22 protein-coding genes are annotated in these 25,810 nt (G+C 67.9%); 12 read left to right on the top strand and 10 right to left on the bottom strand.

The genetic code is table 11. The features are described 5' to 3' along the window. Positions 1-19: 19 nt before the first annotated feature. From IB258_RS07350 to IB258_RS07370, 5 genes are all read right to left on the bottom strand, one after another. Positions 20-1,369 carry a four-carbon acid sugar kinase family protein gene (locus tag IB258_RS07350; protein WP_192328501.1) on the bottom strand — a complete coding sequence of 450 codons (1,350 nt, stop codon included), beginning with the start codon at positions 1,367-1,369 and terminating at the stop codon, positions 20-22. Beyond that, positions 1,366-2,643 (bottom strand): ribulose-bisphosphate carboxylase large subunit family protein, encoded by a 1,278-nt coding sequence (locus IB258_RS07355; RefSeq protein WP_192352339.1) that lies wholly within the window; start codon positions 2,641-2,643, stop codon positions 1,366-1,368. The genes IB258_RS07350 and IB258_RS07355 overlap by 4 nt, the downstream gene beginning before the upstream one ends. Positions 2,644-2,666: 23 nt before the next feature. Further along, the gene (locus IB258_RS07360) at positions 2,667-3,206 is read right to left on the bottom strand and encodes a VOC family protein (protein ID WP_125470655.1); all 540 of its coding nucleotides are present in this window, start codon (positions 3,204-3,206) and stop codon (positions 2,667-2,669) included. A gap of 66 nt (positions 3,207-3,272) precedes the next feature. Continuing rightward, on the bottom strand, positions 3,273-5,153 hold the full coding sequence (locus IB258_RS07365) for a TRAP transporter large permease subunit (protein WP_054456225.1): 1,881 nt from the start codon (positions 5,151-5,153) through the stop codon (positions 3,273-3,275). A gap of 9 nt (positions 5,154-5,162) precedes the next feature. Beyond that, a complete protein-coding gene (locus IB258_RS07370) occupies positions 5,163-6,182 on the bottom strand; it encodes a TRAP transporter substrate-binding protein (protein ID WP_175213670.1) in 1,020 nt (339 codons plus the stop codon). A 112-nt stretch (positions 6,183-6,294) separates the two neighbouring features. Here IB258_RS07370 and IB258_RS07375 point away from each other — a divergent pair, with 112 nt between their 5' ends. The 7 genes from IB258_RS07375 to IB258_RS07405 all read left to right on the top strand — a co-directional run bounded on the left by IB258_RS07375 (position 6,295) and on the right by IB258_RS07405 (position 12,539). Beyond that, a complete protein-coding gene (locus tag IB258_RS07375; protein WP_054456227.1) occupies positions 6,295-7,356 on the top strand; it encodes a LacI family DNA-binding transcriptional regulator in 1,062 nt (353 codons plus the stop codon). Between the two features lie 114 nt (positions 7,357-7,470). Next, positions 7,471-8,370: a LysR family transcriptional regulator gene (locus IB258_RS07380; protein WP_125470654.1), complete on the top strand. Its 900-nt coding sequence runs from the start codon at positions 7,471-7,473 to the stop codon at positions 8,368-8,370. Positions 8,371-8,471: 101 nt separating this feature from the next. Next, the gene (locus IB258_RS07385; protein ID WP_175162228.1) at positions 8,472-9,380 is read left to right on the top strand and encodes a transporter substrate-binding domain-containing protein; all 909 of its coding nucleotides are present in this window, start codon (positions 8,472-8,474) and stop codon (positions 9,378-9,380) included. Between the two features lie 82 nt (positions 9,381-9,462). After that, on the top strand, positions 9,463-10,218 hold the full coding sequence (locus IB258_RS07390; protein ID WP_054456483.1) for an amino acid ABC transporter permease: 756 nt from the start codon (positions 9,463-9,465) through the stop codon (positions 10,216-10,218). Beyond that, on the top strand, positions 10,215-10,898 hold the full coding sequence (locus IB258_RS07395) for an amino acid ABC transporter permease (RefSeq protein WP_054456230.1): 684 nt from the start codon (positions 10,215-10,217) through the stop codon (positions 10,896-10,898). The genes IB258_RS07390 and IB258_RS07395 overlap by 4 nt, the downstream gene beginning before the upstream one ends. Before the next feature lie 27 nt (positions 10,899-10,925). Next, positions 10,926-11,654 carry an amino acid ABC transporter ATP-binding protein gene (locus tag IB258_RS07400; RefSeq protein ID WP_054456231.1) on the top strand — a complete coding sequence of 243 codons (729 nt, stop codon included), beginning with the start codon at positions 10,926-10,928 and terminating at the stop codon, positions 11,652-11,654. Positions 11,655-11,678: 24 nt separating this feature from the next. Next, on the top strand, positions 11,679-12,539 hold the full coding sequence (locus IB258_RS07405; RefSeq protein WP_192328487.1) for a D-amino acid aminotransferase: 861 nt from the start codon (positions 11,679-11,681) through the stop codon (positions 12,537-12,539). A gap of 219 nt (positions 12,540-12,758) precedes the next feature. Here the strand turns inward: IB258_RS07405 and IB258_RS07410 are convergent, their stop codons facing one another. After that, positions 12,759-13,607: a class I SAM-dependent methyltransferase gene (locus tag IB258_RS07410; RefSeq protein ID WP_192352340.1), complete on the bottom strand. Its 849-nt coding sequence runs from the start codon at positions 13,605-13,607 to the stop codon at positions 12,759-12,761. 125 nt (positions 13,608-13,732) lie between these two features. On the opposite strand from IB258_RS07410, the gene IB258_RS07415 reads away from it, so the two are divergent. Beyond that, on the top strand, positions 13,733-15,784 hold the full coding sequence (locus tag IB258_RS07415; RefSeq protein ID WP_192352341.1) for a transcriptional regulator: 2,052 nt from the start codon (positions 13,733-13,735) through the stop codon (positions 15,782-15,784). Positions 15,785-15,802: 18 nt separating this feature from the next. Here the strand turns inward: IB258_RS07415 and nirD are convergent, their stop codons facing one another. The 3 genes from nirD to IB258_RS07430 form a co-directional block, all read right to left on the bottom strand. Beyond that, entirely contained in the window at positions 15,803-16,153 is a 351-nt protein-coding gene (gene nirD / locus IB258_RS07420) for a nitrite reductase small subunit NirD (protein WP_054456235.1), read from the bottom strand. Further along, a complete protein-coding gene (gene nirB, locus IB258_RS07425) occupies positions 16,153-18,702 on the bottom strand; it encodes a nitrite reductase large subunit NirB (protein WP_192352342.1) in 2,550 nt (849 codons plus the stop codon). The genes nirD and nirB overlap by 1 nt, the downstream gene beginning before the upstream one ends. A 318-nt stretch (positions 18,703-19,020) precedes the next feature. Continuing rightward, positions 19,021-19,908 (bottom strand): LysR family transcriptional regulator, encoded by an 888-nt coding sequence (locus IB258_RS07430; protein ID WP_054456237.1) that lies wholly within the window; start codon positions 19,906-19,908, stop codon positions 19,021-19,023. A 206-nt stretch (positions 19,909-20,114) separates the two neighbouring features. Between IB258_RS07430 and IB258_RS07435 the strand changes: the two genes are divergently transcribed. Then, positions 20,115-21,719 carry a GMC family oxidoreductase gene (locus tag IB258_RS07435; RefSeq protein WP_054456238.1) on the top strand — a complete coding sequence of 535 codons (1,605 nt, stop codon included), beginning with the start codon at positions 20,115-20,117 and terminating at the stop codon, positions 21,717-21,719. Between the two features lie 71 nt (positions 21,720-21,790). Here IB258_RS07435 and cfa read toward each other — a convergent pair whose 3' ends face one another. Then, on the bottom strand, positions 21,791-22,972 hold the full coding sequence (gene cfa, locus IB258_RS07440; protein ID WP_119451265.1) for a cyclopropane fatty acyl phospholipid synthase: 1,182 nt from the start codon (positions 22,970-22,972) through the stop codon (positions 21,791-21,793). A 292-nt stretch (positions 22,973-23,264) separates the two neighbouring features. Here cfa and IB258_RS07445 point away from each other — a divergent pair, with 292 nt between their 5' ends. The 3 genes from IB258_RS07445 (at position 23,265) to greB (ending at position 25,734) form a co-directional block, all read left to right on the top strand. Then, positions 23,265-24,200 (top strand): alpha/beta fold hydrolase, encoded by a 936-nt coding sequence (locus IB258_RS07445; RefSeq protein WP_119451266.1) that lies wholly within the window; start codon positions 23,265-23,267, stop codon positions 24,198-24,200. Between the two features lie 65 nt (positions 24,201-24,265). Then, positions 24,266-25,111, top strand: a complete 846-nt coding sequence (locus IB258_RS07450; protein WP_175162247.1) for a 3',5'-nucleoside bisphosphate phosphatase — start codon at positions 24,266-24,268, stop codon at positions 25,109-25,111. A gap of 71 nt (positions 25,112-25,182) precedes the next feature. Next, complete coding sequence (gene greB, locus IB258_RS07455) at positions 25,183-25,734, top strand: transcription elongation factor GreB (RefSeq protein WP_119451267.1); 552 nt, start codon at positions 25,183-25,185, stop codon at positions 25,732-25,734. Positions 25,735-25,810: the final 76 nt, after the last annotated feature.

Raw genomic sequence — 25,810 nt, forward strand, 5'->3', positions numbered from 1 at the left:
CGTGGCGCTTCATGCCGGCTCAGGCCGCTCCCGACGCCAACTCATCGAACAGCAGATCGCCGCCCATCTGTCCGCCCTTGAGCATCAGTTCAATGCCGTCGGTCACAGGGTCATCGCTGCGCGTCAGGCTGACCGTCACGCCGGGCGCCAGCACGCAGCGGAACGCCAGGCCCCAGACGCCCAGGGCCAACGTCGCCTGGCTGGAGGTGTCGCCGCCGGCGATGCCGATGCGTGACAGGCGCGCGCCGGCTTGCGCGCTGGCGCGCACGATATCCGCCACCAGTTGACCGGTGGCGCGGGCGGTCGCGGCGGTCTGATGGGGTGCAAGGGGCTGGGCGGGCCGGTCGGTGTGCGCCAGCACGTTACGCCCCTGGGCCAGCGTGGCGGCGGCCAACTGGGCTTGTTGAGCGGCGTAGGCTGGGTCTTGCAAGAGCCGTTGCGCCTGCAGCGGCTGGAGCTGGTATTGCCGGCACGCGGCGATCTGCCTGGCCGTGACTGGAGACAGGCTGCCGGCGACCGCCAGCACGGGGCCCGAGGCCGGTTGCAGCGGCGCGGCTGCGGCGCTGCCGCCGCCGGCTGGCGTGGCACGGGCCAGCGCCTGCTGCACGCTGCTGGGGCCGACCGCCAGTAACGGCAGGCAGGACGCCGCGCGCCAGATGAGCCGGCCGATGATGGCCAGCTGTTCTTCGTCGACCAGATCCAGCAGCAGCGGTCCGTCGGTGCTTTCGATGACCTGGTCGATCCAGTCGTCCAGCAGCGGCGCATCCGCCGCCCGCCGCAGCCGCGGGTAGGCCGTGTGCGGCAAGGAGCGGATGTCCGCCAAGCCTTGCGCCGCCAGGTGCAGGCGCAGGTCGGCTTCGTGCATGGGAGTGACGGGATGCGCGCTCATGACCGGATGGCGGTCGATGCGATGGATCTCGGGCGCGGACCCCGCGCGCGCGAACAGCTGGGCGAAGCTGCAATAGCGGCCGATGCTGGGCTGCCCGCCCACGATAGGCACCAGCGGGTTGGGCATGTGGCGGTGCAGTTCGCGCACGGCGGCGCCGATGCTGCCCACGTGCGGCGCGCTGTCGAAGGTGGAGCAGCATTTGTAATGCAGCACGCGCACGCCCGCACCCGCCATGTAGCGGCCCACGGCCTGCAGTTCGGCCTGCATTTCGGCTGGCGCCATGCCGCGCGCCGCGCCGGCGATGCCAATGGCGTCCAGCGGTCCGGCGCGGCGCAGCTGGTCCGGCGTCGGCACGCCCAGGAACAGCAGGCTGCGCAGGCCGGCGCGCGCGGTTTCGGCCAGCGTATCCGTGGCGCCGGTGAAGTCGTCGCCGTACCAGCCCAGCCGCGGCCGCGTTGCGTCTTGCGCCGCTGAACTCATGCGCGGCTACCGAAGAACTCGATGGCGCGCCGCAGTTCCGGGGCGTTGCGCGCGTAGTCTTCCAGGGGCTCGCCGTCGCGCATGGCCTGCCAGGCCTGGCGGATGCTGAGCACGCCTGAGGCGGGTCCGTCCGGGTGGGCGAGGATGCCGCCGCCGGACATGAACAGCAGATCGTCGCTGCGCACGGCGGCCCAGGTGGCGGGCACGGTGCCAGCCCATTGGCCGGACGAAAACGCCGGCATGACGGGATCGTCGATCCCGGGAGTCAGCGAGGCCAGGCAGTCGCGCGCGGACTCGACGACTTCGGCGTCTTCCTGGGCGAACTTGCCTTGCAGGCCGTGCACGTGCATATGGTCCACACCGGCCAGCCGCCATAGCGTCTGGTAAGCCTGGAAGCCCACGCCCAGCATGGGGTGGCGCGACAGCGCGCCGTAACCATTGCGGTGGCCGTGCAGCGCCAGCGGGGTGCTGCGGCGCAAGGTCTGGATGGCCGAGTAGCCGCAATGGTTCAGGCTGGCCATGACGCAGGAGCCGCCTTCGCGTTCGATCAGGTCGGCGTGGCGGCGCATGGCGTCGGTCTCGTCGCTGATGTTGAATGCCACCATGACCTGCCGTCCGGTGCGCTCGCGGTGCGCGCGCACCACCGCCATGACGGCGGCGACGCGTTGCGCCAGCGGCGCGTGGGCGGGGTTGGCGCAGACCTCGTCGTCCTTGATGAAGTCCACGCCTGCATTGCACAGCTGCGCCGCCAGATGCGCGGTCTGCTCGGGCGACAGGCCGACGTTGGGCTTGATGATGGTGCCTACCAGCGGACCGTGCGCCACGCCGGTCAGTTGCCGCGTGCCGGCAATGCCCGCGCGCGGCATGTCGAACTGGGCGCGGTAGTTGGCCGGCAGTTCCATGCTTTCCAGGCGCAGCCCCGTGACTTCGCCCAGGTCGTACAGGTTGCCGCCTACCGTGGCCGCCAGCGTCGGCAGGTTGGCGCCGACGTTGGCGACGGGAAAGGCGATGCGCACGCGGGCGCGCTGGTAGCGGCCAGGCATGCCGCCCGGCTGCCGCGCCAGCCAGGCGTTGGGCAGGCTGGGCGCGGATGCGGACTCCAGGGGTTCGATGGACTCGATCCGCGCCCGGGCGCGGGCGCGCAGTTCGTCGGTTTCGCCCTGCACCCGCGTGAAGGTGCCGCAGGATTGCTCGCCAGCCATGATCTCCGCGACCTTGCCGGGGTCCAGCGGGGTTTCGATCAGGTAGGTGGCGGTAAACGATTGGGAATTCATGGCGGAGGTGGCAGGTAAGGGGATCAGATCCGGTTCAGATCGGGGAAGGGGCGCACGGGGTCCCTGCCGTCCCAATCCCGGGCGCTGTCGCGGATCAGGTCGAACAGGCGGCCCTTGGGACCGGCCACTTCGGACAGCTCGATCACGGTGCCGGGGTGGTACTCGGTGTCGAAGTAGATGAAGCGGCCTTTCTCGCCCACTTCGCCGCTCATCTTGGGCTTGAAGCCTTGCGCCAGCAGGCGCTCCAGGTCGGCGTCGTAGCTTTCGGTCCAATAGGCCACGTGCTGCAGCCCGGTGCGGCCGGCCTGCAGGAAGTCGCGGTACATGGAGGGCACGTCGTTGCGGGTCTGGATCAGCTCGACCTGCACGAAGCCGGAATTCGCCAGCGCCACCGAGTTGTGCGGTTCGTGGCGCTCGCCGTCGTACTGGTAGTTCACGATGGGCACGCGCGGGTTGTAGTACCAGGGCCCCACGCCCAGCGTGCTGCTCCAGTAGTCCATGGCGGCTTCGATGTCGTGGACCACATAACCGAGTTGGCGGATTTCGCCCAGGAAACGACTCATGATGGATTCTTTGCGGGAGAGGTTTGAGGATGTCGGGAGGACGCGGCCCGCTGCGGGCCGCGGACCTCACAGGAAACCGATGGAGAACCAGGGGAAGGCCGCGACGATCACCAGGCCCACCAGCAGCGCGGCGACGTAGCCCCAGATCGGGCCTATGCCTTCGTTGGGATCGACGCGGCTGATGGCGCAGGCGCCGTAGTAGCCCACGCCGAAGGGCGGCGCGAACAGGCCTATGCCCATGGCGAAGATCACGACCATGGCGTAGTGCACCTCGTGCACGCCGGCCTGCGCCGCGATCGGGAACAGCAGCGGGCCGAACAGCACGATGGCGGGTATGCCTTCCAGCACGCTGCCCAGGATGATGAAGGCCACGATGGAGACGGCCAGGAAGCCGTAGCTGCCGCCGGGCATGCCGGCCATCAGCTTGGCCAGGTCGCCGGAGAAGCCGGACTGCGTCAGCGCCCAGGCCATGGCAGTGGCGCAGCCCACGATCAGCATGATGGCGCCCGACAACGAGGCGGTCTCGATCAGCATGGGCTTCAAGCGGGCCCAGTCGAAGCGCCGGTAGATCAGCAGGCCGACCACTGCCGAATACACGATGCCGATGGTCGAGACCTCGGTGGCGGTGGCCACGCCTTCGACGACCGCGGCGCGGATCACGAAGGGCAGGGCCACGGCGGGCAGGGCGATGACGAAGAAGCGTCCGATCTCGCGGGCGCTGAAGCGCTGCGCCAGGCTCAGGTCTTCCTTGCGGTAGCGCCACCACACCACCGAGCACAAGGCCAGGCCCAGCACCACGGCCGGCAGCAGCCCGCCCGTGAAGAGCGCGGCGATGGACACGCCGGTCACCGAGCCTATGGTGATGAGCACGATGGACGGCGGAATGGTCTCGGTCTGCGCGCCGGTGGCCGACAGCAGCGCCACCAGGTCGCCGGGTTTGGCGCCGCGCTTCTGCATTTCCGGGAACAGCACGGGCGCGATGGCTGCCATGTCGGCGATCTTGGATCCCGAGATGCCGGACACCAGGTACATGGCGCCGATCAGCACATAGGACAGTCCGCCGCGCACGTGCCCCAGCAGGCTGGCGAGGAACTGGATCATGGCGCGCGCCATGCCGGTCATCTCGATCAGCGAACCCAGGAAGATGAAGAGCGGCACCGCCAGCAGCATCAGGTGCGACATGCCCTCGTCCAGCCGGCCCACCATCACCACCATGGGCGTGTTGGTGGTCAGGGCCAGGTAGGAGAACGTGGCCAGCGCGAACGAAAAGGCAATGGGCACGCCCGAGAACACCGTGGCGGCGACGATGCCCACGAAGAAGATCAGCAGGTTCAGCTTGCCCAGCGTGGCGAAGAGGGGCTGCGCCACCCAGAACAGCGCGACCACTGCCGCGGCTCCCGCCAGCGCCGCCAGCATTTGCGGCGCGGTCTGGGTGCGCAGCAGGCGCAGCAGCGCCACCACCGCCATCAGTCCCATGCCCACCGGAATCGCGGCGGCGCGCCAGGCGTTGCTCAGCTCCAGCGCGGGCGTGATGATGAAGTGTTCTTCATGCGCGTACTCCACGGCGGGCGCCAGGATCAGCGCCAGGAAGGCCAGCGATGCGGCCAGCGCCAGCGTTTCCAGCTGGGCGCGGCGCGCGGGGCTGACGTTGTTGACCAGCGCCGTCATCCGCATGTGTTCGCCGCGCCGCAGGGCGACCACCGCGCCCAGCATCGACAGCCACAGGAACAGGATGGACGCCAGCTCGTCGGACCAGACCAGCGGGCTGTGGAAGGCGTAACGCGCGACGACGCCCGCGAACAACACGGCGATCTCGATCAGCACGATGGCCGCGGCCACGTGTTCGACCACGCTGCCCAGCAGCGCGTCTAGGGCGCCGGCGGCGCGGCGCAGCGGATGGGCCGGCAGCGCCTGCGGCGCGGCGTGGGGAGCGGACAGGGAGGACATGGCGCGTCCTCAGGCCAGCTTGCCGACGGCCTGCTCCAGCAGGGTCCAGGCTTCGTCGCCGAAGCGGCCCTGCCATTCCTTGTAGAAGCCGGCCGCGCGCAATTGCTCGCGGAAGCTGTCGGCCGACGGCTGGTTGAACAGCAGGCCCTTGCCCTCCAGGTCCGACTGCACCGAGGCGTTGAGCTTCTTGATGTCTTCGCGCTGGGCCAGGCCCGCCTCGTTGATGCCGCGCGCCACCACCGTCTTCAGGTCCTGCGGCAGGCCTTCCCACATGCGGCCGTTGGCGATGAACCAGTAGCCGTCCCAGATGTGGTTGGTGAGCGAGCAGTATTTCTGCACTTCGTACAGCTTGGCCACCTGGATGATGGGCAAGGGGTTCTCCTGCGCGTCCACCACCTTGGTCTGCAGCGAGGAATAGACCTCGCTGAACTGCAGGCTGGCGGGGGCGGCGCCCAGGCCCTTGAACATGGAGATCGGCAGCGAGCTGACCGGCACGCGGATCTTCAGCCCTTCCATGTCGGCGGCGGACTTGACCGGCGCCTTGCTGCTGGTGGTCTGGCGAAAGCCGTTGTCCCACATCTTTTCGAAGGCGTAGAGGCGGCGCTGTGCGATGGCGGCGCGCACGTGGGCGCCCAGCGCGCCGTCCATGGCGCTCCAGACCTGGTTGTAGTCCTTGAAGGCGAAGCCCACGGCATTGATCGCCGCCACCGGCACCAGGGTCGCGATGACCAGTGCGGAAGGGGTGAAGAAGTCGATGCCGCCCGAGCGCACCTGGGCCAGCATGTCGGTGTCCCCGCCCAACTGGTTGTTCGGGAAGATCTTGATGTCCACGCGGCCGTTGCTTTCCTTGAGGATGCGTTCGGCGGCTTCCTGGGCGCGGATGTTCAGCGGGTGCGTGACCGGCAGGTTGTTGCCGTACTTGAGCGTGTAGTCGGCGGCGCGGGCGATCAGCGGGAAGCCCGAGGTCAGGGCGACGGCGGGAACCGCGCAAAGGCGGCGCAGGGCGCTACGGCGTGTCAGCAGCTTCATGGTTGTCTCCATAATCTTGGTTATGATGTTTTTTGATGTGCCACAACAGCGCCAGTACCATGCGGCAGAGTGGACAATAGTGAATCGTTGCCAATATCGTCAAACCTGATTAATGATGGATTTTGATGTGAATCGCATGCCTCCCGAACGCAAGCTCGCGCGTCTGGCCGATGTGGCGGAGCGCGCAGGAGTGTCCACCGCCACGGCCGACCGGGTCCTGAACCGCAGGCCCGGCGTGCGCGCCAGCACCGCCCAGAAAGTCTTCAAGGCGGCCATCGAACTCGACTACCTGCCCGAACAGGAGGTCCGCGCGGCGGCCGCGCCCGAGCCCCTGCGGCTGGTGTTCCTGCTGCCGCGCGGCAGCAACCGCTACCTGCGCATGCTGGGCGATACCGTCAGCTATGCGCAGGAGCACTTCGGGCCGCTCAACGCCAGGTGCCAGGTCGAGTACGTGGAGAGCTTCAATCCGGACGCGCTGGCGCAGGCCCTGGCCAAGCACGGCAAGCGCGCCGACGGCATCGCCTTCATGGCGCTGGAACACCCGGCGGTGCGTGAGGCCGTCAACCTGCTGGCGCAGCAGGGCGTGCCTGCGGTGACGCTGATCTCCGATCTGGCCAACAGCGCCCGCGTGGCCTATGTGGGCCTGGACAACCGCGCGGCCGGGCGCACCGCGGGCTACCTGATCGCACGCTTTATCGGGTCGCGCGCGGCGCACGTGGCGCTGATCGCCGGGTCGCGCCACTACCGCGCCCACGAAGAGCGGGAAGGCGGCTTCCTGCAGCTGTACGCCGAACAGTTCCAGGCCATGCAGGTGGTGGACCTGCGCGAAGGCTACGACGACGCGCAGCGCAATTACGAACAGACCCGCCAGCTGCTGGAGCAGTATCCGCAGCTGGCCGGCATCTACAACATCGGCGGCGCGTCCGACGGCGTGGCGCGCGCGCTGAAGGAAGCCGGGCAGCAACACCGGGTGGTCTTCATCGGCCACGGCCTCACGCCCGACACCCGCGCGCTGCTGATCGACGGCACCATGGACGCCGTCATCACGCAAAGTCCGATGGAGGCGCTGATGAGCTGCGTGCGCATCTTCTGTAATCTGCGCGACAAGCGCAGTCCGATGAACGGGGTGGAGCTGGCGCGCAGCCAGGTGATCTTCCGGGAAAACCTGCCCTAGACGGAAAAGTCGGGAGTAACCCTGACTGCGGGGGCGTTATGCAAACTATGCATAAGCCCGCCGGGCGCGGTCCCTATACTGCCTCGCATTCACTCTGACGGCGCGGCGGTTGCAATGGATCTACGTTGGTTCCAGGATTTCCTGACCTTGGCGGAATGCGGACAGTTCACCACGGCGGCTGAGCTGCGGCATGTATCGCAGTCGGCGTTCAGCCGCCGCATCCAGTCCCTGGAAACCTGGGCGGGCGCCGCGCTGATAGACCGCGGCTGCTTTCCCTTGCGTCTGACGGCGGCGGGCGAACAGTTCCGTTCCAACGCCGCCGAAATCGTGCGCAAGGTGGTGGATGCGCGCGGCGAGGCCGGCGTCACCGGCCATGACGGTGCGGTCCTCAGGGTTGCCATGCCCCATTGCCTGGCAACCTCGCACTTCCCGGGCTGGTGCGTCCGTTGGAAGGAAGAGAGCGGGGTCGAGTCGCTGCGCCTGCATGTGGGCAATGTGCATGATTCGGTCGAGTGGCTGGCGGCCGGCGTGGTGGACCTGCTGGTGTGCTTTCGCCACGCCGCGGAAGACATACAGCTGGATCCGCAAGCCTATATGCGGACCGGCATGGAGCCCGACTTCCTGCGGCTGTTCCGCCCCGCCACGATGCCGGTGGACGAGACCGCACTGTACGACGCCGATTCTGCCGCGCGTTACCCCTATGTGTCGCACGCCCAGGGCGCCTATTTCCGGCGGCTGGTCGACCTGTCTTGCGGCGACCTCTTGCAACGCCCCGTCCTGCAGCGCGTCTGCGAAACCGATTTCGTGGACGGCGCCCGCACGCTGGTCAGCGCCGGCGTGGGTTTGGCGTGGCTGCCCGAGTCCAGCGCCCGGGTGTCGGTGGACGCGGGAGAGATCGTGGCGATCAAGGACCGGCGTTGCGCCGTCCCGATGCAGATCTGCATGTATGCGCGCCGCCAGGGACCAGCCCAAGAGCCGGTGGAGCGCGTGTTCAACCTCTATACCCAACGTTGACTGGCCGCGCCCGAAGCTCCCGCCACGGCCGGGAGACGGGCGCGCTCGGCGGCGAGTCCTGCGCAGCACCCCACAAGTACATGAATCCCAAGGAGAAAAGCATGGCACTTTCCATCAAGGCATTGATCGCGGCATTGACGGTTGCAATGGCAGGCCCCGTCGCGGCCCAGCAGCTGGACGGCACGCTGAAGAAGGTCGCGGACACCGGCGCGATCACCATCGGCCATCGCGAGACCTCGATTCCGTTTTCCTATTACGACGGCAACCAGAAGCCCGTCGGCTACTCCATCGACATCTGCAATCGCATCGTCAGCGCGGTGCAGGCCCGTCTGAAGCGCAGCGACATCCAGGTGAAGTATCTGCCCGTCACCTCCGCCACGCGCATTCCGCTGATGGGCAACGGCACCATAGACCTGGAATGCGCCTCGACTTCCAACACCCTGGACCGCCAGCAGCAGGTGGCGTTCTCGGTCACGACCTTCGTCACCGGCAACCGGTTCCTCAGCCAGAAGTCCTCCAAGTTGCGCAGCGTCGACGATCTGAAGGGCAAGGTCGTGGCCTCTACCTCCGGGACCGCGAACATCCGCCAGATCAACGAGCTGAACGAAAAGCGCGGGCTGGGCATGAGGATCGTGCCCGTGAAGGAACACGCGGAAGGCTTTCTGATGGTCGAGACCGGCCGCGCCGCCGCTTTCGTCATGGACGACATCCTGCTCTACGGCCTGATCGCCAACGCCAAGCAGCCGGACCGCTACGAGGTGTCCGACGAGTCTCTGTCGATCGAACCCTACGCCATCATGCTGCGCCGCGACGATCCGCAGTTCAAGGCGCTGGTGGACGACACCATCAAGGCCCTTTATGCCAGCGGCGAGTTCCAGGCGCTGTATGACCGCTGGTACCGCAGCCCGCTGCCGCCCAAGGGCATCAACCTGAACGTGGCGATGAGCGAGGCGCTCAAGCGCGTGGTCGCCACGCCCACCGATTCGGGCGATCCCGCCGCCTACCGCTAGGCCCGGAACCTGCCGCAATACGCCGATGCGCGGCCCCGCCCCGGGGGCCGGGACCGCGCGCGGCCTGATCATCGAGAAAAGCATGGCATATCAATGGAATTGGGGCGTGCTGCTGGCCCCGTCGCCCGATGGCGGGCAAACCTATCTGCAAACCCTGCTGGACGGGTTGAGCGTGACGGTCAAGACCGCGGCGCTGGCGTGGCTGATCGCGCTGGCGCTGGGCCTGGCGGTTGGCGTCGCGCGCACGCTGCCCTACCGCGGGGTGCGCGCGGCGGGGGCCGTCTATGTGGAAGTGTTCCGGAACATCCCGCTGATCGTGCAGATGTTCCTGTGGTACTTCGTCTTGCCGGAGCTGCTGCCTGCCGCGGCCGGAGACTGGATCAAGCAGTTGCCCGACGCGTCCTTCTACACGGCGGCGCTGGCCATCGGCATGTACATGTCGGCGCGCATCGGCGAACAGCTGCGCGCCGGGATCGAGGCCCTGCCCAAAGGGCAGCGCAACGCGGGCCTGGCGCTGGGACTGACCTTGCCCCAGCTGTACTGGCACGTGCTGTTGCCGAATGCGCTGCGCACGGTCCTGCCCACCATGACTTCGGATTGCCTGAACACCATCAAGAACACTTCGGTGGCGCTGACCATCGGGCTGGCGGAACTGACCGCCCAGGCCCATGCGATGCAGGAGTTTTCGTTCCAGGTATTCGAGGCGTTCCTGACCGCGACCATGGCCTATCTGGCGCTCAACCTGATTGTGATCGTGGTGATGCGGGCGCTCGAATACAAGTTGCGCATTCCGGGGCGCGCAGTCGGCGGGCGTGCGGCGAAAGGGGGCAGGGCATGACGGATTTCGACCTGCAAGCCATCGTCGACGCGCTGCCGTACCTGATCCTGTCGGGCCTGCGCTTTACCCTGCTGCTGACCTTCACGTCGACCGTGGGCGGCCTGCTGCTGGGCACCTTGCTGGCGATTGCGCGGCTGTACGGCGGCCGTCTGCTGGCCTGGCCCGCCACGGTGTATGTGAACCTGTTCCGCTCGCTGCCGCTGGTGCTGGTGATCTTCCTGATCTATTTCATCCTGCCTTACGCATTGCAGGCGGTTACGGGGGCTGAGCGGCCCATCGTGCTGGGCGCCATGGGGTCGGCCTTCATTACCTTCATCCTGTTCGAGGCCGCGTATTTCTCCGAGATCATCCGGGCAGGCGTGGGCAGCGTGGGGCACGGCCAGTATGCGGCGGGCAGCGCCCTGGGCCTCACCCACGGACAGGTGCTGCGCAAGGTGATCCTGCCGCAGGCGTTCCGCAACATGCTGCCGGTGCTGCTGACGCAGGTGATCGTCATCTTCCAGGAAACGGCGCTGGTCTATGTCCTGTCGCTCACGGATTTCCTTGGGGCCGCGACCAAGATCGCGCAGCGCGACAACCGCCTGGTGGAGATGTACATGCTGGTGGCGCTGGTGTTTTTCGTGATCTCGTTCACCGCTTCGCGCGGCGTGCGGGCGCTGCGCGCCCGGATCGGGGCCTGAAGCTGTTTCCATGAGGAGTCTACATACATGATCGAGATCGAACAGGTCGGCAAGCGCTACGGCGATCTGCCGGTGCTCAAGCAATGTTCGCTGCGCGTGCGGCGCGGCGAGGTCGTGGTGGTCTGCGGGCCGTCCGGGTCGGGCAAGTCCACGCTGATCAAATGCGTGAACCGGCTGGAACCCTTCGATGCGGGCCGCATCGTGGTCGACGGCACCGACGTCGGCGCGCCCGGCACGGACCTGCCCAAGCTGCGCGCCCGCGTCGGCATGGTGTTCCAGCATTTCGAGCTGTTCCCGCATCTGACGGTGCTGGAGAACGTCTGCCTGGGGCAGGTCAGCGTGCTGGGCCGCAGCCGCGCGCAGGCTTTGGAGAAGGCGGCCGCGCTATTGGAGCGCGTCGGCGTGGCGGCGCATGGCGGCAAGCATCCGGGACAGCTTTCGGGCGGCCAGCAGCAGCGGGTCGCGATTGCGCGGGCGCTGGCCATGGACCCGGTGGTGATGCTGTTCGACGAGCCGACTTCGGCGCTGGATCCGGAAATGATCGGCGAAGTGCTGGATGTGATGACGGGGCTGGCGCGCGACGGCATGACCATGATGGTCGTCACGCACGAAATGGGATTCGCGCGCCGCGTCGCCGACCGCGTCGTGTTCATGGAGTCCGGAGAGATCGTCGACGACGCCAGCGCCGAGGCGTTCTTCGGCAACGCCGCGTCGGCGCGCTCGCGCGCCTTCCTGTCCCGCATCATCAGCCACTGATTTCCCTTACCCACAAGAACTTCCATGTCCTCCATTTTCCATATCAACGGCAGTCTTGTTCCGGCCGAGCAGGCCGTCATCCCGGCGCTGGACCGGGGCTTTCTTTTTGGCGACGGCGTCTATGAGGTGATCGCGGTGATCGACGGCCTGCTGCTGGAGTTCGAGCGGCACGCCGCCCGCCTGGCGCGCAGCCTGGCCGAAGTCGGCATCCGCAATCCGCTGCCGCGCGACACGCTGCTGGCGCGTTGCCGCGAACTGGTGCTGCGCAACGGCTTGCGCGAAGGGTCCGTCTATGTGCAGGTGACGCGCGGCGCGGACAGCAAGCGCGACTTCGCTTTTCCCGCCGACGTCGAGCCCACCGTGATGATGTACGTCAGCCAGAAGTCCTTGCGCGTGAATCCGCTGGCGGAATCTGGCGTGCGGGTGGCAAGCGTGCCGGACATGCGCTGGCAGCGGCGCGACATCAAGAGCGTGTCGCTGATCGCTCAGGTGCTGGCCAAGCAGGCCGCGCAGGGCGCGGGCGCGTTCGAGGCGTTGATGGTCGATGCCGACGGCGTGGTGACGGAAGGCTCGTCGTCGAGCGCGCTGCTGGTGGATGCGCAAGGACGGATCGTGGTGCGGCCCTTGTCGCGCGAGATACTGCCGGGCTGCACGCGCGCCGCGGTGCTGGCGTTGGCCGCCAAGCGCGGGGTGGCGGTGGAAGAACGCAAGTTCACGCTGGACGAATGCCGGCGGGCGACGGAGCTGGTGTTGACGTCGGCATTGCACTTCGTGCTGCCGGTCATCGAGCTGGACGGCCAGCCCATCGGCACGGGCCGGCCCGGACCCGTGTGCCGCGAGCTGCGGCAGCTGTATATGGAGTACGCGCTGGCCTCGGCGCTATAGCGGCGCGCGAGCCATGGCGGGCGTATGATTCCGCATAAGGGCTCGCACCCCGTCCGGCAATGGCCGGCACGCCATTGCCTACCTCATCGTATGGTTGCTCTACATCGGCCGCCCGGGCCATTCCGCGGGCGGCCGTGAAGGCGTTGCGCCATGGATCGCTTCCCGTCCGCTGTCCGCGTGGATGGCCCGGACCGGCCCAAGCCAGGCATCAAGGTCCGGTCACCGGCGCGTCACCACGATCTCCAGGTATTCGCTGGGTACGACCATCGTGCCATCGCCAGAGCGGTTATACCGGTCTATTTGCGCCATGAGGTCGCTGGTCAGCGTGGCTTGCGCCGCCGGGTCCAATGCGCCGAACGCCTTGAGCAGGGGGCCGTAGTAGGTCTTGAAGACCTGCAGCCAGTGTTCCGGGGAGCGGTAGCGGAACACGAAGTGGCGGGGCTCGGCCTGGATCGACGAGGCATGCGGACCGAACATTTCGTCGATGCGCGCCCGGGTGCCCCACAGCGCCGGCGACTTGACCCCGGCGGGCGGCGGCAGATGCTTGCCGATGGTCTTGAAGACCTGGCCGATGAAACCGTCAGGCGTCCAGTTGGCCAGGCCGATCTTGCCGCCAGCGCGGCAGACGCGGACCATTTCGGCGGCCGCCTGGTCCTGGTCGGGGGTGAACATCACCCCGAAGGTCGAGACGACCGCGTCGAATCCGCCATCCGGGAACGGCAGGGCCTCGGCGTCGGCTTCCTGGAATTCGATCTTCAAGTGCTCGGCGGCGGCGCGTTCGCGGCCGCGTCCCAGCAGCGCGGGCACATAGTCGGTCGAAACGACATCGCACCAGCGGCGGGCGGCGGCCAGCGAGGCATTGCCGTTGCCGGCGGCGACATCAAGCACCTTCTGTCCGGCGCGGACGTCCAGCGATTCGCACAGCTGTTCTCCTACGATCTGCAGCGTGGTGCCGACTACGGCATAGTCCCCGGAAGCCCAGGTGCCCTGCTGGCGTGTCTTCAAGGCGGCCAGGTCGGGCTGCGCGGAATCGCGCACGGGGCTGGTGGCGAGGGAGGAAATGGACATGGTCTGTCTCCGTTAAGGCTCTGTGTATGCGGCAGTGCACGATGCGGGCCTGCCGGGGAACCGCAACCGGCGCCGCGCGGGTTTGCGTGTGCCGTGCTTCCCGGAATCCAAGTTAAGAGCGGGCCATGGAGGCGGGCGTGGTAGCCGGCGTGGAATCGGCCGAGGGTTCGGCCGGCCCCGCGCAGCCGTCCGGTTCCGTCCCCGGCGGCGAGGTTCGGTTGCGCCTGCTCGGACCCATGGCGATCAGCCGGGCGGGCACGGCCCTGGCGCTGCCGCCGTCGCGCAAGCTGCGCGCGCTCATTGCCTATCTGGCGTTGGCCCCGCATCCCGTGCAACGCGCGCATCTGTGCGAACTGCTGTGGGACGTTCCCAACGATCCGCGCGGCGAGCTGCGCTGGTGTCTCAGCAAGGCCAGGACTCTGCTGGACGAGCCCGGCCGGCGCAGGGTGGAGACCGTGCAGGACACGGTGAGGCTGGACCTCGTCGACTGCCACGTCGACGCCATCGAAATCGGCAGCGCGATGCAGCAGGGCATCGCCCAGCTGGACTGCGGGCGGCTGCAAGCGCTGGCCGCGCTGTTTTCGGGCGATTTCCTCGAGGGGCTGGAGATCGACCGCAACCCCTTTTTCAACAACTGGCTGACCGCGCAGCGCCGGCGTTTGAGGGCCTGCCATGCCGCGGTCCTGGAACATCTGGCGGCCAGCCTTCCGGCAGGGTCGGGCGATACCTTCGCCTGCCTGGATAAGTGGCTGCAGCTCGCGCCCTTCGACCGGCGTGCGCATGAGCTGCTGCTGGGCTTGCTGGCGCAGCGCGGCCAATGGCGCGAAGGCGAGGAGCATCTGGCCGCGGCGGTCCGCGCCTTCGAGGCGGACGGGCTGGACTGGCGGCCCTTGCGCGATACGTGGCGGAATCTGAGGGGGCGGGCAAGCGAGACGCCGCGGCTCGAGGCGGCGCCAGGAGCGGCGTCAGAGGCGGCGTCCGCGGAGCGCGCGGGCCGCGCGTCGATCGCGGTGATGCCCTTCGTGGACCGCTCGGCGCAGGCCGGCGTGCGCGGCGGGCTGGCCGATGGCCTGGCCTATGACATCATCACCCGGCTGGCCAAGCTGCGCAGCCTGTTCGTCATAGCGCAAGGCACGGTGTTCGCGCTGGACCAGCGCAACGTGGGACCCGACGAGGCCGGCCGCACGCTCAATGTGGACTATGTCGTGAGCGGGTGGCTGCAGCGCCGGCAAGACCGCATCGCCGTAGCCGTTGAACTCATAGAAGCCCGGACCGCGCGCATCGTGTGGGCGGACGTCTACGACCGGCAGCTGGACGATGCCCTGTTGGCCCTGGACGAAATCGGCAACCGGATCGTGGCCGCCATCGACATCGAAATCGAGGCCGCCGAGCGCAACCGGGCCATTCTGAAGCCGCCGAACTCCCTGGACGCCTGGCAGGCCCATCACCGCGGCCTGTGGCATATGTACCGCTTCAACCGCGCCGACAACGAGCAGGCGCGGCACTTTTTCGAGATGGCCTTGAGGCTCGATCCGACGTTCTCGCGGGCCTACGCGGGCTTGTCATTCACCCATTGGCAGGACGCGTTCCAGCGTTGGGGCGAGCAGGCGCCGGCCGTCGACATGGCGTTCGAAGCCGCCGGCCAGGGCCTGATCGCCGATGACCGCGACCCGGCGGCGCATTGGGCCATGGGCCGGGCGCTATGGCTGCGCGGCAGCCAGGATCAATCGCTGGCCGAGTTGACGCGCGCCGTGGATTTGAGCCCGAATTTCGCCCTGGCGCACTACACCCTGGGCTTCGTCCATTGCCAGTCGGGCGACGCCGAGGCCGCGATAGGCTCGTCCGACCATTCGCGCGACCTGAGCCCGTACGACCCGCTGCTGTTCGGCATGCTGGCCGTGCGCGCATTGGCGTTGGTACGCCTGGGCCGGTTCGAGGAAGCTGCCGGCTGGGCGCTGAAGGCGGCGGCCCGCCCCAACGCCCATGTGCACATCCTGGCGATCGCAGCCTGCTGCCTGGCGATAGCCGGCAAGGACGATGAGACCTCCGGCCTGCTGGCCGCGATCCGCAAGACGCATCCCTCATACTGCGTGGACGACTTCCTGGCGGCCTTCCGCCTGGCCGGAGATGCCGAGGCGCTGTTCAGGACGGGCGCCCGGCGCATCGGGCTGGGCTGAGCCGGAGGCGTTTGCGCTTCAGGCGATCTCCACCGCATCGCCGTTCAAGCGCGCCCGCCAGGTCCGCAGCCGTTGCTCCGGGTACTGCACGCACGCGCCGTCGGCGAGCCGGAAGTGTTGCTTGTAGAGCGGCGAGGCCACGACGAGTTCGCCGCCTACGTGGCCGACGATGCCGCGGCCGATGACGTTGGCGCCAGACTTGGGGTCGCGGTTATCGATCGCATAAACGCCGTCGCCCGCGGCTTGCGGCACGTAGAACAAGGCGATCTGCGCGCCATCCACCAGCGCCACCACGCCGGAATTTGGCACCAGATCCTGGCGCCGGCAAACCGGCCGCCAGTCTTGGGATTCGTGGATCAGGGCGTCCATCAGGCAATCTCCTCGGTAATGGCGATGACGCGCGCGGGAGCGGGTCGGGGCTGGCCGCGTTCCTGCACGAACCGGATGCCGGGGTCGGCGCTGGCGTCGTTGACGAAGGTGCGGAAGCGCTTGAGCTTTTCCGGATCGTTCAGCGCGTTGGCCCATTCGCATTCGTAGCGGTCGACCACCAGCTGCATCTGCGCTTCCAGCTCCGCGCACAGGCCCAGGCTGTCCTCCAGCACCACCTGCTTCAGGTAGTCCAGGCCGCCCTCCAGCGATTCGCGCCAGACCGAGGTGCGCTGCAGCTTGTCGGCGGTGCGGATGTAGAACATCAAGAGGCGGTCTATGGTGCGGATGAGGGCGGCGTCGTCCAGGTCGGTGGCGAACAGCTCCGCGTGCCGCGGGCGCATGCCGCCGTTGCCGCAGACGTAGAGGTTCCAGCCGTTTTCGGTGGCGATGACGCCGATGTCCTTGCTTTGCGCCTCGGCGCATTCGCGGGTGCAGCCGGATACTGCGAACTTCAGCTTGTGCGGCGAGCGCAGGCCCTTGTAGCGGTGTTCGATGTCCAGCGCCATCTTGACGCTGTCCTGCACGCCATAGCGGCACCAGGTGCTGCCCACGCAGGACTTCACCGTGCGGGTGGACTTGCCGTAGGCATGGCCGGTCTCGAACCCGGCGGCGATCAGTTCCGCCCAGATTTCCGGCAGCTCGTGCAGTTGCGCGCCGAACAGGTCGATGCGCTGGCCGCCGGTGATCTTGGTGTACAGCTGGTACTTCTTGGCGACCGCGCCGATGGCGATCAGGCCGTCGGGCGTGATCTCGCCCGCGGGTATGCGCGGCACCACCGAATAGGTGCCGTTCTTCTGCATGTTGGCCATGAAGGTGTCGTTGGTGTCCTGCAGCGGCACCAGATGGGGATCCTGGATCGGGCGGTTCCAGCACGAGGCCAGGATGGAGCCCACCGCGGGTTTGCAGATGTCGCAACCCTGCTGGCCGCGCCCGTGGCTGGCCAGGAGCTCGTCGAAGGATTCGATGCCGTTGACGCGCACGATGGCGTACAGCTCCTGGCGGGTGTGGGGAAAGTGTTCGCACAGGCTCTTGTCCACGGCCACGCCGCGGCTGGCCAGTTCGTGTTCGACCACCTGCTTGAGCAGGCTGGCGCAGCCGCCGCAGCCGGAAGCCGCCCTGGTGCGGCCCTTGACCGCGGCCAGGTCGGCACAGCCGCCGTCGATCGCGGCGCAGACCGCGCCCTTGCTCACGTTATGGCAGGAACAGATGGTGGCGGCGGCGGGCAGCGCATCCACGCCCAGGAGCGGCGCACCCTGGCCCTGCGGCAGGATCAGGCTGGCCGGGTCCGCGGGCGGCGCGATGCCGTTCTGCACGTATTGCAGCAGCGTGTCGTAGTAGCTGTTGTCGCCCACCAGCACCGCGCCCAGCACGCGCTTGCCGTCGGCGGACACCACCAGGCGGCGGTAGCCGGCGCCGGCTTCGTCGATGTAGCGGTAGCTGCGCGCGCCGGGCGTGGCGCCGTGGGCGTCGCCGATCGAGCCCACGTCCACGCCCAGCAGCTTGAGCTTGGTGGACATGTCGGCGCCGCTGAATGTCTGCAGGCCGTTGCCGCACAGCGCCGCCGCCACCGTGCGCGCCATCTGGTAGCCGGGCGCCACCAGCCCGAACACGCTGCCGTTCCAGGCCGCGCATTCGCCGATGGCGTAGATGTGCTCATCGCTGCTGCGGCACTGATCGTCGATGGCCACGCCGCCGCGCTCGGCCAGCGTCAGCCCGGCCTTGCGCGCCAGCGTCACCTGCGGCCGGATGCCGGCCGAAAACACGATCAGGTCGGTTTCCAGCGGCGCGCCTTCGGCAAAGCGCATGCGGTAGCGGTACTGCGTGCCGGGCTTGATGTCCTGGGTGGCGCGCGACAGGTGCACGCCCACGCCCATCGCCTCGATGCGCGCCTTGAGCGCCGCGCCGCCTTGCTCGTCCAGTTGCACCGGCATCAGGCGCGGCGCGAATTCGACCACGTGCGCCTCCAGCTTCAGCGACTTCAGCGCATGGGCGGCTTCCAGCCCCAGCAGGCCGCCGCCCACCACCACGCCGCGGCGCGCGCCGTGGGCGGCCGCGCGGATCAGGTCCAGGTCGTCGAGAGTGCGGTACACCAGGCGCGATGCGCCTTCCGCGCCCGTGATCGGCGGCACGAAGGGGTAGGAGCCCGTCGCAAGTATCAGTTTGTCGTAGGCGCCGCGGCCGCGCGCGGTCACGATCTCGCGCCGGCGGCGGTCGATCTCCAGCACCGGCGTGCCCAGGTGCACGGTCACGCCTTCCTGTTCATACAGCGCCGCGTCGCCCAGCGCCATCGATTCGGCGTCGCGTCCGTTCAGGTATTCGGACAGGTGCACGCGGTCGTAGGCGCGGCGGCTTTCTTCGCCGTAGACGTGGATGCGGTAGCGCGCAAGCGCGCCGCCGGCGATGAGTTGTTCGACGCAATGGTGGCCCACCATGCCGTTGCCGATGACGACGAGGGTCTGCAGAGAATCGGATGAGGCCGCTACTTTCATGGGATGTCCCCGTGGGCTTGGGTATTCGGGTTTCAGAAAACGCAAAGGCGCCCTGGACCTTGCGGTCGGGGCGCCATTGCCGTTACTGCTCTAGTTGTCTCGCCGGCCTTGCGGCCCGCGCATGAATCATCAAGCAAAGTCCATGCCAGGGATGCCGGCGGTCAGCGGCGCGAGTGGGCGCGCCGGGCGCTTCATAGGGAAAGCGGCCTCAGGATCGCTTTTGCGGCCGCGTCGCGCGTCGCACCGCCCCGGCCGGCGTGCATCAAGGCGGTGCATATTCCTGTGCGGCGCCGCACCCGTTTGGCGCAGCGCAGCGGTCTAGGCAAACGCCGCCTGGACGGCGGCGAAGGCAGCGGCGACCAGGGGATCGCTGCGGCGGGAGGCCTGGGTGATGAAGGCGAGTTCGGCCTGGATCGCCAGGCCCTTGACCAGCACCAGCCCGCTGGCCTGGGATTCGCGCAGCGCGACGGAGTCGCGCGCCAGCGACAGGCCCACGCCCGAGCGCACCAGGTCCAGCATCGACGCTTCCTGGTCCACTTCGGCCACGGCGTTGGGCGCGACGCCCAGCGCGTCGAACTTGTCCGACAGCAGCCGGTGGTGCACCGAATCCGGCGGCGTCCAGATCCAGGGCAGGGCGGCGATCGCGGCCCAGTCGCGGCCGGCCACCTGCGCGCCCCAGCCCTTGGGAGCCACGACGAAATAGGCGAAGGAGGCGAGCGGCATTGCTTCAAGCCCGGCGGGCGCCGCGTCACGTCCTTGCGGGCCGAGGGAAAAACCCACGTCCAGTTCGCCCGCCCGTACCTGTTTCGCCACCGATCCGGACATGCCGTGGCGCAGGGTGGGGCGGATCTTGGGATAGTGCTCCACCAGGTATTGCAGCGTGGCGCCCAGGCGCAGGAATTCCGGATCGAGGATGGTGCCAATGCGCAGATCGCCCTGGACGGTGTCGCGCAGGGCGCCCAGGGCGCGCTGGAAGTCGTCCAGCGCGTCCAGGATGCGCTGCGCCGAAGGCAGCAGCGCGCGGCCGTCGGCATTGGGCGCCAAGCCTTGGGCGGTGCGCGAGAACAAGGTCAGGTCCAGCGATTCCTGGAAGTTCTTCAACTGCAGGCTGAGCGCGGGCTGGGTCAGGTGCAGATGCTCGGCCGCGCGCGTCAGGTTGCCCTCACGGGCCACGGCGGCAAAAGTGCGGATGTGCTTCAGGTCCATGGGGCGGTTCCCGGAGTAGGCGGCGAGCAAAAGGGGCTGAGCATTATTTAAGTTGCTTATAAACCGTTTTTCAACAATTCATTGGACAGTTCCACCCGGCTGCGCGAGAGTCACGGTAGATGCCCGGCGCGCGCAAGGTCGCCAGAGCCGGGTCGGCTCACCCAGTCCGCAGGCGTACCGCCCCGGCAAGAAGATAAGAAGAGCTTATGGAGACATACGACTACATCATCGTTGGCGCGGGCTCGGCCGGCTGCGTGCTGGCCAACCGCCTGAGCCGCGACCCTGCCGTGCAGGTGCTGCTGCTGGAAGCAGGTGGCCGCGACAACTACCACTGGATCCATATCCCCGTGGGCTACCTGCATTGCATCGGCAATCCCAGGACCGACTGGATGTACCGCACCGCGGCGGAAGCCGGTCTGGGCGGCCGTTCCCTGATCTACCCGCGCGGCCGCGTGCTGGGCGGCAGTTCATCGATCAACGGCATGATCTACATGCGCGGCCAGCGCCAGGACTACGAGGACTGGGCCGAACTGTCCGGCGACCCCGCCTGGGGCTGGGACCAGGTGCTGCCGGTGTTCAAGCGCAGCGAGGACTATCACCGCGGCGCGGACGAATTCCATGGCGCAGGCGGCGAATGGCGCGTGGAATCGCAGCGCCTGCGCTGGGACATCCTGGAAGCCTTTGCCGGCGCGGCCGAGCAGGAGGGCATTCCGCGCGTGCAGGATTTCAACCGCGGCGACAATTTCGGCTGCGGCTATTTCGAAGTGAACCAGCGCGGCGGCTGGCGCTGGAATACCGCCAAGGCATTCCTGCGGCCGGTGCAAAAGCGTCCGAACCTGCGCGTGATGACGGGCGCCCATGCCGAGCAACTGGTGTTCGAGGGCAAGCGCTGCGTCGGCGTGCAGCTGCGCCGCAACGGCCAGAGCGCTACCTTGCGCGCGCGCCGCGAGGTGGTGCTGGCGGCTGGCGCGGTCAACACGCCGCACCTGCTGGAACTCTCCGGCGTGGGCGAGCCCGCGCGCCTGCGCGAAAGCGGCATCGCCTTGCAGCACGCCTTGCCGGGCGTGGGCGAGAACCTGCAGGACCATCTGCAACTGCGCGTCATCATCCAGGTGCAGGGCGTGAAGACGCTGAACCGCATCGCCTCCACCTGGTTGGGCAAGGCCGGCATCGGCCTGGAGTACCTGCTCAAGCGCAGCGGCCCGATGAGCATGGCGCCGTCGCAGTTGGGCGCGTTTGCCAAGTCGGATCCGGGCCAGGCGCGCGCCAACGTCGAATTCCACGTGCAGCCGCTGTCGCTGGGCGCGTTTGGCGAACCGCTGCATGGCTTTGACGCCTTCACCGCCAGCGTGTGCAATCTGCGGCCGACCTCGCGCGGCAGCGTGCATGCGCAGGGGCCGCAGGGCGCGCCGGCCATCACGCCCAGGTATCTGAGCACCGAGGAAGACCTGCGCGTGGCGGCGGACTCGATCCGCCTGGTGCGGCGGATCGCGGCGGCGCCAGCCTTGCAGCGCTACCAGCCGCAGGAGTGGCTGCCGGGACCTGCGTTCCAGACGGACGCCGAGCTGCGGGAAGCGGCCGGCAAGATCGGCACCACCATCTTCCATCCGGTAGGGACCTGCGCGATGGGACGCGACGCGGACGGCGGGGCGGTGGTGGACGCGCGGCTGCGCGTCCATGGCCTGGAGGGCCTGCGTGTGGCCGACGCCTCGGTGATGCCTTTGATCACGTCGGGCAACACCAATTCGCCGACCATCATGATCGCGGAGCGGGCCGCCGACATGATCCGCGAGGACGCTGCAGGGCGCTGAATCTACCGTGGCCGCGGCAGAAAAGAAAGCCGCCCTTAAAGGGCGGCTTTCTGGCGATGGCGTCACCGCGTTCAGCGCAGCGAACGGTACATTTCCTGGCGTTGCGGGTGGGTCAGCATCACTTGCCAGAGCTGGCCCTCGCGCGAGCGGAAAAAGCCCGCGCAGCACATCAGGTAGTACTTCCACATGCGGTAGAAGCGGTTGCCGTAGCGCGATTCCAGTCCGGGCCAGGCGCGTTCGAAGTTGTCCCACCACGCCATCAGGGTACGGTCGTAATCGGCGCCGAAGTTGTGCCAGTCTTCAATGATGAAGCGGCCTTCCACGGCGGCGGCGATCTCGCGCGCGGACGGCAGCTTGCCGTTGGGGAAGACGTAGCGGTCGATCCAGGGATCGGTGCTCTGGCTGGTGGAGGCGATGCCGATGGTGTGCAGCAGGAACACGCCGTCCGGCGCCATCAGGCGCTGCACGTTGCTGAAGTAGGTGTCGTAGTTCTTGGGGCCGACATGCTCGAACATGCCCACCGACACCACCTTGTCGAAACTACCCTGCAGGTCGCGGTAATCCTGCAGCAGCAGTTGCACGGGCAGGCCCTGGACCCTTTCCTGCGCCAGGGCCAGTTGCTCCTTGGACACGGTCACGCCGGTGACCTTGACGCCGTAGCGTTCGGCGGCAAAGCGCGCCAGTCCGCCCCAGCCGCAGCCGATGTCCAGCAGCGTCTCGCCTTCGCGCAGCTGCAGCTTGCGGCAGATCATCTCCAGCTTGGCCAGTTGCGCTTCTTCCAGCGTCTGGGCGTTTTCCCAGTAGGCGCAGGAGTAGATCATGCGGCTGTCCAGCATGGCCTCGAACACGTCGTTGCCCGCGTCGTAATGCTGTTCGCCGACCTCGAACGCGCGGTTCTTGGACTGCAGGTTGAACAGCTTGTGGCGCAGGTGCTCGGCGATCAGCTTGACGCGCGCCAGGCCCAGCGCCGCCGACCCCATGTCGGCGCGCAGCAGGCGGGTGAACAGTTCGTCGAGCTGGTCGCAGTCCCATTCGCCGTCCATGTAGGATTCGCCCAGGCCCAGCGACCAGCTGGCGAAGACGCGCTCGTACATGTGCTTGTCATGAACCTGTATGTCCCAGGGGCGGTTGCCGTTGATGCGGACATCGGCGCGGGCCAGGACGTCCTGGAGCACCTTGGGAGGTTCGGGGGGAGGGGAACTGGCGGATTGATGGCCGGCGGCCAACGGCGAGGAAGGACTGCTCTGCTGCATACGGACTCCATATCAATTTTGGGATGACTGATCTGGCAATGCTTGAAACTTCCGAGTCTGATCCTAACAGGTCCGCAACTCCAATTTAATGATTGGATCGCCTCGATAGGCAAAGGCACCCCGCGGTGCGTGGAGGTGGGGGCGGCGATCCGGATGCAAGGATCGTAGCGACGACCGGGCCGATAGTCCAGAACCCCACCGCCGGGTGTTGCGGCGGCGCAGCCTGCCGTCCTATAAGATACCGGCCTGGCGCGCCTTCGCCATGGCGCGCAACGACTCGTGGAGTGTATCGATGGTGGACGCCAGCCTGGAACCCCGTTTGGATTTCGTCACATGCGCCAGCCCGGCGGGCCTGCACCGCATGGCCTACTGGGAATGGGGCGACCCGGGCAACGACCAGGTGCTGGTCTGCGTACATGGCCTGACCCGCAGCGGGCGGGACTTCGATACGCTGGCGCGGCGGCTGGCGGGGCGCTATCGCGTGGTCTGCCCGGACGTGGTGGGACGCGGCCGTTCCGACTGGCTGGCCAATCCCGCGTTTTACACGGTGCCGCAGTACGTCTCGGACATGGTGACCCTGCTGGCGCGCCTGAAGCCGGCGCGGCTGGCCTGGGTCGGTACGTCCATGGGGGGGCTCATCGGCCTGGCGTTGTCGGGCGCGGCGGTGTTCGCGCGCGCCATGCTGGCCATGCGCCCGCACGCGGGCATGCTGCCGCCCGAGCAAGGCTTCCACCTGGACAAACTGGTGCTCAACGACGTCGGGCCTCGTCTGGAGACGGGCGCCCTGGCGCGCATCGGCCAGTATGTGGGCGAGCCGGGCGAGTTCGCGAGCTTCGAAGAGGCCGTGGCCACCATGCGCGCCAACTCCGTCACGTTCGGCCCGCATACCGACGCGCAGTGGGCGGACCTGGCGCGCTATCTGTATCCCCAGCAGGGCGACAAATGGGTCAAGCATTACGACCTGGCGCTGTCGCAGGCCCTGGCCGCGCAGACTCCCGAGGAACTGGCGGCCGGCGAACAGATCCTGTGGCGTTCGTATGATTCCCTGCCGTGTCCCGTGCTGATCGTGCGCGGCGCGGAATCCGACTTGCTGACGCGCGCCACCGTCGAGGAAATGCTCAAGCGCAATCCGCGGGCGCAGGCCCACGAAGTGGCCGGCGTGGGCCATGCGCCCACCTTGATCTCGGACGAGCAGGTGGATCCGGTCGCGTCCTTTCTGCTGTCCTGACCGCGCCGTAAACAAGGGACGGCTCGGCGCTATCCACGCTGCCGGGCCTTCTCTACAATAGCTGGATGAACGCGCGCACATTGAATATCGACCTGCACTGCCATTCCACCGTCTCGGACGGCGCCCTCGCGCCGCGCGACGTGGCGCAGCGCGCGCATGCCAACGGCGTGGACGTCTGGGCCCTGACCGACCACGACGAAATCGGCGGCCTGGCCGAAGCGGCCCGCGCGGCGCGCGAGCTGGACATGGACTTCGCCACCGGCGTCGAGATCTCCGTGACCTGGGCGGGCGTCACCGTGCACATCGTGGGCCTGCGCTTCGACCCCGAGAACGCCGCGCTGGCCGAAGGCCTGCGCAAGACCCGCTCCGGCCGCGCCGAACGCGCCAAGCGCATCGGCGAACGCCTGGCGGAAATGGGCATGCCCGGCGCCTACGAAGGCGCGCTGCCGTTCGCAGGCAACCCCGAACTCATCAGCCGCACGCACTTCGCGCGCTATCTGGTCGAAGCCGGCTATTGCCCCGACGTGCAGACCGTGTTCACCAAGCACCTGGGCGACGACCGCCCGGGCCACGTACCCATGCAGTGGGCCACGCTGGCGGAAGCCGTGGGCTGGATCCGCGGCGCGGGCGGCATCGCCGTCATCGCGCATCCCGGCCGCTACAAGTACACGCCGCTACAGTTCGCCGCGCTGTTCGACGAATTCCTGCAGCTGGGCGGCCTCGGCATCGAGGTCAACACCGGCAGCCATACCCCGGAAGAGGCCCGCTATTATGCGGATGTGGCGCGCCGCTATGGATTCCTGGCGTCGCGCGGTTCGGACTTCCATAGTCCGAAGGAAAGCCGGGTGGACCTGGGCCGCTTGCCGGCGCTGCCGCCCGACCTCAAACCGGTCTGGCACGACTGGTTCTGACGCAGGCGGCGGCCATGTCGCCAGCCCTTGCACACAATCGACTGTAATCGCGCCCGACCGGCGCAACCGCCATGAACAAAGCCTTTGTCAAAGAGTCGGACAACGAGGACGACGACGATCTGCCGCAAGCCCAGGCGCTGCCTGCCGGCACCAAGAACTACATGACGCCCGGCGGCTACGAGCGCCTGCGCAGCGAGCTCACGCACCTGATGAACGTGGAGCGCCCCTCTGTCGTGCAGGTGGTGTCGTGGGCCGCGTCCAACGGCGACCGTTCCGAGAACGGCGACTATCTGTACGGCAAGAAGCGCCTGCGCGAGATCGACCGCCGCATGCGCTTCCTGACCAAACGGCTGGATATCGCCGAAGTGGTCGATCCGGCCGCGCAGCCCAACCGCGACCAGGTGTTCTTCGGCGCCACGGTGCTGTATTCGGACAAGGCCGGCGAGGAACACAACGTGACCATCGTGGGCGTCGACGAGGCCGAGCCGTTGGCGGGCAAGATCAGCTGGATCTCGCCGGTGGCGCGCGCCCTGATCAAGGCCAAGGAGGGCGACACCGTGGTGCTGCGCACGCCCGGCGGTATCGAAGAGCTGGACATCCTGGAAGTCAGCTATCCCGCATGAAAGAAAACGGGCGCCAGCTTGTGGCTGGCGCCCGTTGGTGGGCGGGATCTGACGTCCCTGCCTCGGTTGGCGGCTT

Source organism: Achromobacter sp. ACM02 (assembly GCF_014851605.1).
Lineage (GTDB): Bacteria > Pseudomonadota > Gammaproteobacteria > Burkholderiales > Burkholderiaceae_B > Achromobacter > Achromobacter aegrifaciens.

Coding starts and splice junctions, on each gene's coding strand:
- IB258_RS07395 (WP_054456230.1), top strand. CDS start 10,215: ATGACGGATTTCGACCTGCAAGCCATCGTCGACGCGCTGCCGTACCTG.
- IB258_RS07375 (WP_054456227.1), top strand. CDS start 6,295: ATGATGGATTTTGATGTGAATCGCATGCCTCCCGAACGCAAGCTCGCG.
- IB258_RS07400 (WP_054456231.1), top strand. CDS start 10,926: ATGATCGAGATCGAACAGGTCGGCAAGCGCTACGGCGATCTGCCGGTG.
- cfa (WP_119451265.1), bottom strand. CDS start 22,972: ATGCAGCAGAGCAGTCCTTCCTCGCCGTTGGCCGCCGGCCATCAATCC.
- IB258_RS07360 (WP_125470655.1), bottom strand. CDS start 3,206: ATGAGTCGTTTCCTGGGCGAAATCCGCCAACTCGGTTATGTGGTCCAC.
- greB (WP_119451267.1), top strand. CDS start 25,183: ATGAACAAAGCCTTTGTCAAAGAGTCGGACAACGAGGACGACGACGAT.
- IB258_RS07435 (WP_054456238.1), top strand. CDS start 20,115: ATGGAGACATACGACTACATCATCGTTGGCGCGGGCTCGGCCGGCTGC.
- IB258_RS07385 (WP_175162228.1), top strand. CDS start 8,472: ATGGCACTTTCCATCAAGGCATTGATCGCGGCATTGACGGTTGCAATG.
- IB258_RS07410 (WP_192352340.1), bottom strand. CDS start 13,607: ATGTCCATTTCCTCCCTCGCCACCAGCCCCGTGCGCGATTCCGCGCAG.
- IB258_RS07415 (WP_192352341.1), top strand. CDS start 13,733: ATGGAGGCGGGCGTGGTAGCCGGCGTGGAATCGGCCGAGGGTTCGGCC.
- IB258_RS07445 (WP_119451266.1), top strand. CDS start 23,265: ATGGTGGACGCCAGCCTGGAACCCCGTTTGGATTTCGTCACATGCGCC.
- IB258_RS07365 (WP_054456225.1), bottom strand. CDS start 5,153: ATGTCCTCCCTGTCCGCTCCCCACGCCGCGCCGCAGGCGCTGCCGGCC.
- IB258_RS07390 (WP_054456483.1), top strand. CDS start 9,463: ATGGCATATCAATGGAATTGGGGCGTGCTGCTGGCCCCGTCGCCCGAT.
- IB258_RS07370 (WP_175213670.1), bottom strand. CDS start 6,182: ATGAAGCTGCTGACACGCCGTAGCGCCCTGCGCCGCCTTTGCGCGGTT.
- IB258_RS07380 (WP_125470654.1), top strand. CDS start 7,471: ATGGATCTACGTTGGTTCCAGGATTTCCTGACCTTGGCGGAATGCGGA.
- IB258_RS07450 (WP_175162247.1), top strand. CDS start 24,266: ATGAACGCGCGCACATTGAATATCGACCTGCACTGCCATTCCACCGTC.
- nirD (WP_054456235.1), bottom strand. CDS start 16,153: ATGGACGCCCTGATCCACGAATCCCAAGACTGGCGGCCGGTTTGCCGG.
- IB258_RS07430 (WP_054456237.1), bottom strand. CDS start 19,908: ATGGACCTGAAGCACATCCGCACTTTTGCCGCCGTGGCCCGTGAGGGC.
- nirB (WP_192352342.1), bottom strand. CDS start 18,702: ATGAAAGTAGCGGCCTCATCCGATTCTCTGCAGACCCTCGTCGTCATC.
- IB258_RS07350 (WP_192328501.1), bottom strand. CDS start 1,369: ATGAGTTCAGCGGCGCAAGACGCAACGCGGCCGCGGCTGGGCTGGTAC.
- IB258_RS07355 (WP_192352339.1), bottom strand. CDS start 2,643: ATGAATTCCCAATCGTTTACCGCCACCTACCTGATCGAAACCCCGCTG.
- IB258_RS07405 (WP_192328487.1), top strand. CDS start 11,679: ATGTCCTCCATTTTCCATATCAACGGCAGTCTTGTTCCGGCCGAGCAG.